The organism is Halomonas sp. 707B3 (assembly GCF_024158645.1).
Classification (GTDB): Bacteria; Pseudomonadota; Gammaproteobacteria; order Pseudomonadales; family Halomonadaceae; genus Vreelandella; species Vreelandella lionensis.
In genome coordinates this window covers 1-9,887 of record NZ_JAMZBE010000135.1, presented here as the reverse complement: position 1 = coordinate 9,887, position 9,887 = coordinate 1, and the positions used below count along the sequence as shown (strand labels likewise).

10 protein-coding genes and 1 pseudogene are annotated in these 9,887 nt (G+C 55.0%); 2 read left to right on the top strand and 9 right to left on the bottom strand.

The genetic code is table 11. The features are described from left to right. The 4 genes from BIS10_RS14980 to BIS10_RS14965 form a co-directional block, all read right to left on the bottom strand. A partial coding sequence (locus BIS10_RS14980; protein ID WP_253506277.1) for an alpha/beta fold hydrolase occupies positions 1-289 on the bottom strand: 289 nt, incomplete at its 3' end. Between the two features lie 11 nt (positions 290-300). Beyond that, complete coding sequence (gene pcaF, locus BIS10_RS14975) at positions 301-1,503, bottom strand: 3-oxoadipyl-CoA thiolase (protein WP_172515714.1); 1,203 nt, start codon at positions 1,501-1,503, stop codon at positions 301-303. 15 nt (positions 1,504-1,518) lie between these two features. Beyond that, positions 1,519-2,292, bottom strand: a complete 774-nt coding sequence (locus BIS10_RS14970; RefSeq protein ID WP_054641536.1) for a CoA-transferase subunit beta — start codon at positions 2,290-2,292, stop codon at positions 1,519-1,521. Next, positions 2,292-3,110 (bottom strand): CoA transferase subunit A, encoded by an 819-nt coding sequence (locus tag BIS10_RS14965; protein WP_074211368.1) that lies wholly within the window; start codon positions 3,108-3,110, stop codon positions 2,292-2,294. Before BIS10_RS14965 ends, BIS10_RS14970 begins: the two co-directional genes overlap by 1 nt. Positions 3,111-3,473: 363 nt before the next feature. On the opposite strand from BIS10_RS14965, the gene BIS10_RS14960 reads away from it, so the two are divergent. After that, a complete protein-coding gene (locus BIS10_RS14960; protein WP_253506275.1) occupies positions 3,474-4,268 on the top strand; it encodes an IclR family transcriptional regulator C-terminal domain-containing protein in 795 nt (264 codons plus the stop codon). A gap of 92 nt (positions 4,269-4,360) precedes the next feature. After that, positions 4,361-4,603: pseudogene (locus tag BIS10_RS14955) on the top strand (transposase); the annotation flags it as partial. Positions 4,604-4,608: 5 nt separating this feature from the next. Here the strand turns inward: BIS10_RS14955 and BIS10_RS14950 are convergent. From BIS10_RS14950 to BIS10_RS14930, 5 genes are all read right to left on the bottom strand, one after another. Continuing rightward, entirely contained in the window at positions 4,609-5,535 is a 927-nt protein-coding gene (locus tag BIS10_RS14950) for an electron transfer flavoprotein subunit alpha/FixB family protein (RefSeq protein WP_253506273.1), read from the bottom strand. 70 nt (positions 5,536-5,605) lie between these two features. Next, positions 5,606-6,355 (bottom strand): electron transfer flavoprotein subunit beta/FixA family protein, encoded by a 750-nt coding sequence (locus BIS10_RS14945; protein ID WP_253506271.1) that lies wholly within the window; start codon positions 6,353-6,355, stop codon positions 5,606-5,608. Positions 6,356-6,388: 33 nt separating this feature from the next. After that, complete coding sequence (locus BIS10_RS14940; protein ID WP_253506269.1) at positions 6,389-7,612, bottom strand: CaiB/BaiF CoA-transferase family protein; 1,224 nt, start codon at positions 7,610-7,612, stop codon at positions 6,389-6,391. A 41-nt stretch (positions 7,613-7,653) separates the two neighbouring features. Further along, positions 7,654-9,183 carry a 3-hydroxyacyl-CoA dehydrogenase gene (locus BIS10_RS14935; protein ID WP_253506267.1) on the bottom strand — a complete coding sequence of 510 codons (1,530 nt, stop codon included), beginning with the start codon at positions 9,181-9,183 and terminating at the stop codon, positions 7,654-7,656. Then, positions 9,183-9,887: enoyl-CoA hydratase (locus BIS10_RS14930; RefSeq protein ID WP_253506265.1), on the bottom strand; the 705-nt coding region annotated here is incomplete at its 5' end. The genes BIS10_RS14935 and BIS10_RS14930, both read right to left, overlap by 1 nt.

Here is a 9,887-nt window from a genome sequence, read left to right as displayed (position 1 = left end):
TGGACGTACCGGCAAAGTGAAAGCGCTCAGCGCCCGCCAGTTCTGCCAATGCCAGAGCCTCAGCGGCTAAATCAGCGGGCGTGATCTGCTCGCCGCTAACCGCCTGGCTAGCGCCGTGGCCGGGAAGATCCCAGGTCAGTACTCGATAGCGAGACAGAAGCAGGGGGATAATGTCGTCCCATACCGCCTGACTCATGCCCAGCGGATGGGCCAGCACGATAAGTGGGTTCACTTCCGCGCCGAGCAGTCGGTAGGCCACGCTGCGACCGTTGATGGTATGAAAAGCCATGTCTGCCTCCGTTAAACCCGTTCGATCAGCGTAGCGATACCCTGCCCTACGCCAACGCACATGGTACACAGCGCGTAGCGCTTACCGCTGTTGTGCAACTCATGAGCGGCGGTCAACAATAGGCGGGCACCGGACATGCCCAGCGGGTGCCCCAGGGCAATCGCGCCGCCGTTCGGGTTAACGCGCGGGTCATCGTCAGCCAAGCCAAGGTCGCGCATACACGCTAACGCCTGGGCGGCGAACGCTTCGTTAAACTCAAATACATCAATATCATCCATGGCGATACCAGTGCGCTTGAGTAGTTTCTGCACTGCCGGTACCGGCCCATAGCCCATGATGCGCGGCTCAACGCCAGCCGTGGCCATGCCGATGATTTTCGCCATTGGCTTCAGGCCGTGCTGTTTGACGGCTGATTCGCTGGCCACCAGCATGGCGGCTGCGCCGTCGTTGACACCAGAAGCATTGCCTGCGGTTACACTGCCGCCCTCACGGAAAGGCGTCGGTAGGCCAGCGAGCTTCTCAAGCGTGGTTTCCCGCAGGTGCTCGTCCTGGTCAAAAATCAATGGCTCCTGCTTGCGACGAGGGATCTCAATGGCGGTGATCTCTTGGGCAAAGCGCCCCGCCTTTTGAGCGGCAGCGGCTTTCTGCTGGGAGCGCAGGGCAAAGGCGTCCTGGTCTTTACGAGAGATAGCGAACTGCTCGGCGACGTTTTCTGCCGTTTCCGGCATGGAATCAATGCCGTAGGTTTTCTTCATCAGCGGGTTGACCAAGCGCCAGCCAATGGTGGTGTCTTCGATTTTTTGAGTGCGATCGAAGGCACTATAGGCCTTGCCCATCACGTAGGGCGCACGGGACATGGACTCCACACCGCCTGCCAGCGCTAGCTCCATCTCACCAGCTTTAATGGCGCGAAAGGCCGTGCCAACGGCGTCCATACCTGAGCCGCACAGACGGTTTATGGTGGTGCCGGGCACCGAGGTAGGAATCCCCGCTAGCAATGACGACATACGAGCCACGTTGCGGTTATCTTCACCGGCCTGGTTAGCGCAACCCATGAACACTTCTTCAATAGCGGCTGGGTCAAGATCTGGCGCTTCGGCTAATACGGCTTTAAAAATCGACGCGGCGAAATCATCAGGGCGCACGCTAGCCAAAGTGCCGCCAAAGCGGCCTACAGCCGTGCGGCGGGGATGGCAGAGATAGACATTATTCATGCTCATAACAACTCCTTATTCGCCCGCGTGGGCCCGTTCAGTGCGGGCTTTGAGCTCGCGTAAAATCGTCAGCTCTTTTTCGCTGGGCTCGGGCGTGCTCTCAAGCTGCTCGGCAAAGCGGATTTCCCAGCCGGTGGCGTCAATCACCTCATCGCGGGTTACTCCGGGATGCAGCGATACCACCACTAGCTCTTTGGTCTCGGCATCAGGCTTCATGACACATAGATCAGTAATCACCTGGGTGGGGCCTTTGCCGATATTAGGTACGTTATCGCGGCCTTTACCGTCGCGGCCAAAACCGAGTGTGGTGACGAAGTCGACGTCTTTCACAAACGCCCGCTTGGAGTGCTTTAGGGTGATAAACACTTCGCCCGCGTTGGTGGCGATTTCAGGCGCCCCGCCGCCGCCTGGCAGGCGCACCTTGGGCGCTTTGTAATCGCCGATGAGCGTGGTATTCAGGTTAGCAAAGCGGTCGATTTGCGCGGTGCCTAAAAAGCCCACGTCCACTTTGCCGCCCTGCAGCCAGTAGCGGAACATTTCCGGAACTGCAACGGTGGTCAATGCTGATTCGCACAGTTCACCATCGCCAATGGAGAGCGGCAGAATATCGGGTTTGGTTTGCAGCGTGCCGGACTCATAAATCAGCACCACATCAGGAGCGTGCGTCAGCCGCGCCAGGTTGGCAGCTTCCGAGGGCAGGCCGATGCCCACAAAGCAGGTCATGCCGTTTTCCAGCGCCCGCGCCGCGGTGACCGACATCATTTCAGAAGAGGTATATTCAAGGCTCATTAGTTATTCTCCTCTTTACTGTAAACGTTCTCATCGAGCCACAGAGTAAAGGTATCGCGGTCGCGTGCGATGGCATCCCACTCTTTATAGAAACGGTTGCTGCGACCGTAATAGCCGTGGGTGTAAGACGGCAGCGCGCCTTTCTCGGCCACCGCGACGGCGCTGATGGCCCAGCTGGGAATCACGCAGGCATTGGGGGTAGCCCCTAGGTCATCAACAATCTCTTCCACTGTGACGATGCTGTGCTTGGCGGCGAGCACTGCCTCTTTCTGTACGCCGACAATCCCTTCTACCAGCACGTTGCCCTGGCGATCCGCTCGCTGGGCGTGAATGATCGAAACATCCGGGCGCACCGACGGTACGGCCGCTAGGCGCTCCCCAGTAAAAGGGCACTCAATGAATTTGATTTGATCGTTGACACTGGGCAGTTCGCTGCCGATGTAGCCACGAAAAACAGCCAGTGGTAACCCCGCAGCACCCGCTTCAAAGGCACAGGCCATGGCTGCGTGGCTATGCTCAAGAATCTCGATTTTGCGCGGCCAGCCTTTCTCAACCGCATCGCGCAGGCGGTGCAGCGAACCCACTCCAGGGTTACCGCCCCAGGAGAAAATCACCTTTTTAGCGCAGCCCGCGCCAATCATCTGATCGTAGATGATATCGGGGGTCATGCGGATCAACGTCAGGTCGCGCTTTTTCTGACGGATCACTTCGTGACCGGCGGCAAACGGAATCAGGTGGGTAAAGCCTTCCATGGTCACGGTGGCGCCGTCTTGGACGTAGCGCGCTACCGCATCATGCAAGCTGAGAAACTCGGCCATAATGGATGCCTCTTAGCGTATCGTTGTCTGCTTATGGATAATTTGTTCGCGAAACGAACATAGATTCTCTATACGAACAACTTACTGTCGAACGCATACCGGGTCAAATTGCTGTTGAGCTAATATCTGCAAAGACGGGTCAATACATCAACTTATAGAAACCAAAAACCCATTTAATAACAATATGTTATTTATAAACACACCATACACAGGCACACTTTGCCTGCGCTTTCCTACTACCAAGGTATATAAGGAAGGGGCACATGCAACAAGCATCGATAGCCCCAAAGCACAATTGTTCGGTATTCGAACATTATGCTAAATTAACACATGACCATGTATGCACTGGATGAGAGCACAATAATGGAAGACTTGCCCCAGGTAGAAACGCTTAAACCTGATGACCGTGACTTCGTAACAGCACTTGCTAGTGGCTTGGAAGTCATCATGGCCTTCGATGATTCCCATTCAAAAATGACGTTGAGCGAAGTCGCTGCACGCACGGGTATGAATCGAGCGAAAGCACGCCGACTCTTGCTAACGCTGAACGCATTAGGCTATGTGCGTAAACATCAGCGTTACTTTGAACTCGCCCCTAGAGTGCTTCAACTAGGATACGCATACCTTTCAGCAAATAATTACCGCAGCGTCATACAACAATATCTGGAAGATATTACAACTCAAAGTGGCGAGTCATCTTCACTTGGCGTGTTGGATGGAGACGATGTCATTTATGTGGCACGCTCTGCGGCACCACATCGCTTAATGGCGATTACTTTATCAGTAGGTACGCGCCTCCCAGCAGCGCATACATCTATGGGTCGCGTACTGTTATCGCAATTAACTGAATCAGAGCTAAATGCCTATTTGGAACGCATTTCATTGAAGCGATATACCGATAAAACCATCAATGATAAAGAGGAGCTAAAGAGGTGCATTGTTGAGGTACGCCAACAAGGTTATTCGATAGTTGATCAAGAGTTAGACTCTGGACTGCGATCAGTTGCCGTTCCTGTATTTGACATCCATGACAAGCTAATAGGCGCTATCAATATCAGCACCAACGCCGCACGCGTTGATATGGAAATGCTGTTAAATATTTATAAGCCCTTATTACAGGATAAAGCCCAACTTATCCGTCAAACGGTTAATACCTAGCTGTAGGGTCTCGGATGATCAAATGAGCTATAGGAGTTATCCTCTGCTGGCAGCCAGAGAGCTTCTACAGACATTCATTCGGGAGCAGGTTCATGGACATCAAGCTGCATAAGCAGGCGACCACGACACCGAAGATCCGCGCCGAGATCTAGGCAGCGCCTTCCAGCATCACGGATAGCGAGCTGGCCCGCCAGCATGGCGTTTCACCCGCGACCATACGGCGCTGGCGGTACCGCGATGATGTCCATGACCGACCGCACACACGTCACAACCTGCTGGCCACCCTCACGTCCGAGCAGGAGGAGGTGCTGATCGCCGCTCGCGAATTCCTGCGCCACTGCTAAATTTTGCTTTCGATTTCCGGTAGGAACTCGAACAGATCGCCTACCAGGCCGTAGTCGGCGACCTGGAAAATCGGCGCTTCGTCGTCCTTGTTGATCGCAACGATCACCTTTGAGTCCTTCATGCCCGCCAGATGCTGGATGGCACCGGAGATGCCCACGGCGATATACAGATCCGGCGCGACGATTTTACCCGTTTGGCCGACCTGCATATCGTTGGGTACAAAGCCTGCGTCAACGGCCGCCCGCGAAGCCCCAATCGCCGCACCTAGCTTGTCGGCAATGCCGTCAAGCAGCTTGAAGTTATCACCGTTGCCCATGCCGCGGCCACCAGAGATGACCACCTTGGCGCCGCCAAGCTCCGGGCGGTCCGACTCGGCAAGCTCCTGCTTGACGAAACTGGACTGGGCGTTGTCAACCACGGTATCAACAGCTTCAATGGTGGCGCTGCCACCATCGCCCACGGCATCAAAGCCGGTAGTACGCACGGTGATGACTTTTAGCACGTCGTCGCTCTTGACGGTCGCAATGGCGTTGCCGGCGTAAATCGGGCGCTTGAAGGTGTCAGCGCTATCCACGGCAAGCACATCGGAAAGCTGGCTGACATCTTTCAAGGCCGCCAGACGCGGCAGCACGTTTTTGCCGGTGGTGGAGGCGCTAGCGAGCACGTGGGTGTAGCCATCGGCCAGTTCGACCAGCAGCGCGCCCATGGGCTCGGCCAGCTGGTGGGCGTAAACGACGTTATCCGCGACACGTACCTTGCTTACGCCGTCGAGTTTGGCGGCTGCCTCGGCCGCGGCTTGAACGCCTTCACCGGCAACAAGAACGTCAATATCGCCGCCGATCTGTTGTGCGGCCGCAATCACGTAAGCCGTCGCACCGGCCAGCTGGCCTTCATGCAGGTCGGCAAGTACCAAAATACTCATAAAATCAGCTCCTTTCAAAGCGTTTATCTCAAAGAACTTGTCTCAAAGTACGGGTTGTAAATAGCCGACCTTAAAGAACTTTGGCTTCGTTTTTCAGTTTGTCGATCAGCTCGTCTACCGAGGCGACTTTGACGCCGCCCTTGCGTTCGGCGGGCGACTCTACTTTGAGCAGACTGACCTTGGAAGCGACCTCGACGCCGAAGTCGGCGGGGGTTTTCACATCCAGTGGCTTTTTCTTGGCCTTCATGATGTCGGGCAGCTTGGCGTAGCGCGGCTCGTTGAGGCGCAGGTCGGTAGTGACAATCGCGGGCAGCGTCAGCGCGATGGTTTGCAGACCGCCGTCGATTTCCCGTGTGACGTTGACTTTGTCACCATCGACCGCAACTTCCGAGGCAAAGGTGCCCTGGGGCAGGCCAGTCAGCGCGGCGAGCATTTGGCCGGTCTGGTTGTTGTCGGTATCGATGGCCTGCTTGCCCAACACTACCAACCCTGGCTGCTCCTCTTCGACCACTTTGGCCAGTAGCTTAGCCACGGCCAGGGATTCTGCGCGCTCGTCAGTCTCAATATGAATGGCGCGATCCGCACCCAGCGCCAGCGCGGTGCGCAGCTGTTCCTGGGCCGCTTTGGGACTGACCGTCACGGCGACCACTTCCGTAGCAACGCCCCTCTCTTTCAAGCGCACCGCTTCTTCCACGGCAATCTCGCAGAAGGGGTTCATGGCCATTTTGACGTTGGTAAGGTCGACATCAGAATAATCCGCTTTGACACGAATTTTGACGTTGTAGTCGATGACGCGCTTCACCGCGACAAGTACTTTCATGAAAAATCCTTAGTGATATACATAAAAAGTGGATTAACCGACGACGCCGTCACTTTTAAATTGCGATAGTTGCTCTGGTGAAAGGCCAAGGTATTCAGTAAGCACATCATTCGTATCCTGCCCTAGCAGTGGTGCCGGCCTTTTATACTCTACTGGCGTATCAGAAAGATTAATTGGGCTCCCAACCATCTCGAAATCAGGATTCATGGGGTGGGGGATGTTGACTAACATGCCACGAGCATCCACTTGAGGCTCCGCCAATGCATCGGCAATGTTATTGATTAGCCCGACAGGCACTTTGACCTTACTTATCCTCTTCACCCAAGCGTCCGCTGTGTCGCGCTTGAAATGGTCCGATAGAATCTGAGTAATTACCGCTCTGTTTCTGACGCGATCTTCATTCTTTGAAAACCGGGGATCCACTGACAATTCGGGCAGTTCTATCGCATTGCACAATGCGGCAAACTGAGAGTCGTTGCCACAGGCGATAATGAAATCCTTATCACTTGCATGGAACGAGTTGTAGGGCACGATATTGGCATGCGCATTACCGTAGCGGCCAGGTGATATGCCCGTACTTAGGTAATTTTGGCTCTGATTACCCAATGCAGCCAGCTGTACATCTAGTAATGCCATATCGCAATGCTGACCACGCCCTGTTTTTTCACGAGCCAGTAGCGCTGCCTGTATAGCAATAACCGAATACAGGCCCGTCATCACATCGGTGACAGCCACGCCTACTTTCTGCGGGCCGCCACCCTGAACATCATCACGTTCACCAGTGATGCTCATCAACCCGCCCATACCCTGAATAATAAAATCATAGCCAGGCTCCTGCGCACGGGGCCCCGTCTGACCAAACCCCGTAATGGAACAATAGACCAATCTCGGATTAAGGCTTGAAAGTGAGTCGTAATCCAGCCCGTATTTCTTTAAGGAGCCAGCTTTGAAATTCTCTAACAGCACGTCGCTCTCGACAGCCAGCGCACGTACAATTTCCTGACCTTTTTCGGTAGCAATATCGACAGCTACCGAGCGTTTATTGCGATTGGAGGACTGATAGTATGAGGTTTCCTGAGTATTTTTACCGTCAGCATTCTTCATGTAGGGGGGGCCCCAGGCACGAGTGTCATCCCCTCGCCCAATGCGCTCCACCTTGACAACATCAGCACCAAGATCCGCTAGCACTTGGCTGCACCAGGGACCCGCCAACACCCGGCTCAAGTCCAGTACACGAACTCCCGTTAGCGCTCCCATAGCACCCCTCTCTTTTGAACCAACATAATTCCTCTCCGACATCACCGAGCACCCGATGAGGGATGCAACAGAGATATACCAAGCATGGCACGACGGCGCAGCCAAGGGCTTGGCCGATACCGTGGGTCTCCCGTCAATGCGTGGATACGCGTGAGTATGCCAAGTAACCGTTTCGGTTCTAGGGCATCTCCCCACGCCAGCGGGCCTTGGGGATAGTTGAGCCCGAGCCTGACGGCATTATCGATATCGGCAGGCGTGGCAATCTCACGCTGGGCAATATCGCAGGCCAGGTTCACCACTGCGGCAAGCACCCGCTGAGAGACAAATCCCACGCTGTCACGGATCACCGTTACGTAGGTACCGTCTGAAGCAAATAACGCATGCGCTACGTCGCGCATTTCATGCCGGGTGACCGGCGTCACCATCAGCGTACGATGACGCTCAAGGCCCATGAGCGCATCAAGACAGACAGTGCGCTCTGGATCGGTACCGAAGTACGCACTCGCACTCACTGCATCATCGCCAAAGGGCAGCAATATGCAGAGCGCTTCCTCCGAGGGTGAAGCCGTTTGCTCGACTCGTCCGCCAAGCGACGCTAACAATGATGCCACGTGCGTATGCAGGTCGGTGTCATCGCATCCCACCCAGATGGGCGGTAGGTCAGCGATGTCAGGCACGGGCTGAGGTGTCGACGCTTCGACTTTTTGTCCTTTTTCATAGCGATAAAAGCCAACACCCGTCTTGCGGCCCAAGCGGTTACCTTTCAACATCTGACGGGATATATAAGACGGACGGTAACGCGGATCGTGATAGAACTGCGTGAAGATCGCCTCCATCGCAGGATGGGACACATCCAGGCCGGTGAGATCAAAAAGCTCAAGCGGCCCCATCCGGAACCCAGCCTCTTCGCGAAGAATCCGGTCGATATCCTCAATAGGCGCTACTCGCTCCTCAAGAATTTTCAAACCTTCTGTGCTGTAAGCACGTCCCGCGTGGTTGACGATGAAGCCAGGGGTGTCTTGGGCACGCACGCCAGTATGGCCGAGTCGGGTTGCCAGCTTAAGCAACGTGTCGACGACAGCTTCATTAGTATCGATGCCCCCGACCACCTCAATCACCTTCATCAACGGCACGGGATTGAAGAAGTGGAAACCGGCCACTCGATCACGACAATTCAAGTCAGCGGCAATTGATGTGACCGAGAGTGAAGAAGTGTTAGTCGCCAGAATGCACTCTCGGTCAACAATTGCTTCCAGATCAGCGAATAGCGCTTGCTTGATTCCCAGATCCTCAACAATTGCCTCGATCACCACGTCGCAATCTGCCAAAGCCGGCAAAGATTCGACGACAGAAAGATGAGATAACGCTACCTCAGCCGATTGCCGAGTTATTTTGCCCTTCCCCACTAGTTTATCGAACGTTGCCTTTAGGCCATCACGAGCCTTGTGGGCTGCCCCTTCATTCTTGTCAAACAGCACAACATTCAGGCCAGACTGGGCAGCAATTTGGGCGATCCCCGCCCCCATCACGCCGGTTCCGACAATGCCTAGCCGGTTCACGTCTCTCGCCATTACGACGCTCCTCGATAGTTCGGTTTGCGCTTCTCGACAAAAGCAGCGGCCCCTTCCTTCTGGTCCGCCGTGTCAAAAAGCATCTGGAAAGCTTTACGTTCAAGAACCAAGGCACTCTGCAAAGGCAAATCTTCGCCCGTGAGGACTGTGTCCTTAATGTGCTCTAGTGCCAGTGCTGGCAAACGAGCAATTTCTTTAGCCAGTGTCTTTGCGCGTTCCAACGTTTGATCGTCGGCCACCACCTCGCTTACCAAACCCATGCCAAACGCCTCGGGGGCCGGTACCATGCAGCCGGTCATCAGCATACGCATGGCCTTAAATTTGCCGACGGCTCGAACCAATCGTTGCGTCCCACCAGCGCCGGGCATCAAACCAAGCTTGACCTCCGGCTGTCCGAACTGAGCAGACTCTCCAGCAACGATGATGTCGCAGTGCATGGCAAGCTCACAGCCTCCTCCTAAAGCGAATCCGTTGACCGCCGCTATGACAGGCTTGGAGCAGTGCGCGATCGGCTCCCAAAAGCGCTCATTGTGTCGTAAATACATTTCGGTCGGAGAGGCAGTGGCAAACTCCTTCACGTCAGCACCGGCTACAAATACCTGCTCACCTCCCGTCAGCACGATGGCTCTAACTTCGTCATCTTGGCTTAAAGATAAAAACATCTCGGCAAGCTGACACCGAACAGCACCATTGAGGGCATTCTT

Excerpts from the sequence above, each read along its gene's own strand:
- pcaF (WP_172515714.1), bottom strand. The coding sequence starts at position 1,503 with ATGAATAATGTCTATCTCTGCCATCCCCGCCGCACGGCTGTAGGCCGC.
- BIS10_RS14970 (WP_054641536.1), bottom strand. The coding sequence starts at position 2,292 with ATGAGCCTTGAATATACCTCTTCTGAAATGATGTCGGTCACCGCGGCG.
- BIS10_RS14965 (WP_074211368.1), bottom strand. The coding sequence starts at position 3,110 with ATGGCCGAGTTTCTCAGCTTGCATGATGCGGTAGCGCGCTACGTCCAA.
- BIS10_RS14960 (WP_253506275.1), top strand. The coding sequence starts at position 3,474 with ATGGAAGACTTGCCCCAGGTAGAAACGCTTAAACCTGATGACCGTGAC.
- BIS10_RS14950 (WP_253506273.1), bottom strand. The coding sequence starts at position 5,535 with ATGAGTATTTTGGTACTTGCCGACCTGCATGAAGGCCAGCTGGCCGGT.
- BIS10_RS14945 (WP_253506271.1), bottom strand. The coding sequence starts at position 6,355 with ATGAAAGTACTTGTCGCGGTGAAGCGCGTCATCGACTACAACGTCAAA.
- BIS10_RS14940 (WP_253506269.1), bottom strand. The coding sequence starts at position 7,612 with ATGGGAGCGCTAACGGGAGTTCGTGTACTGGACTTGAGCCGGGTGTTG.
- BIS10_RS14935 (WP_253506267.1), bottom strand. The coding sequence starts at position 9,183 with ATGGCGAGAGACGTGAACCGGCTAGGCATTGTCGGAACCGGCGTGATG.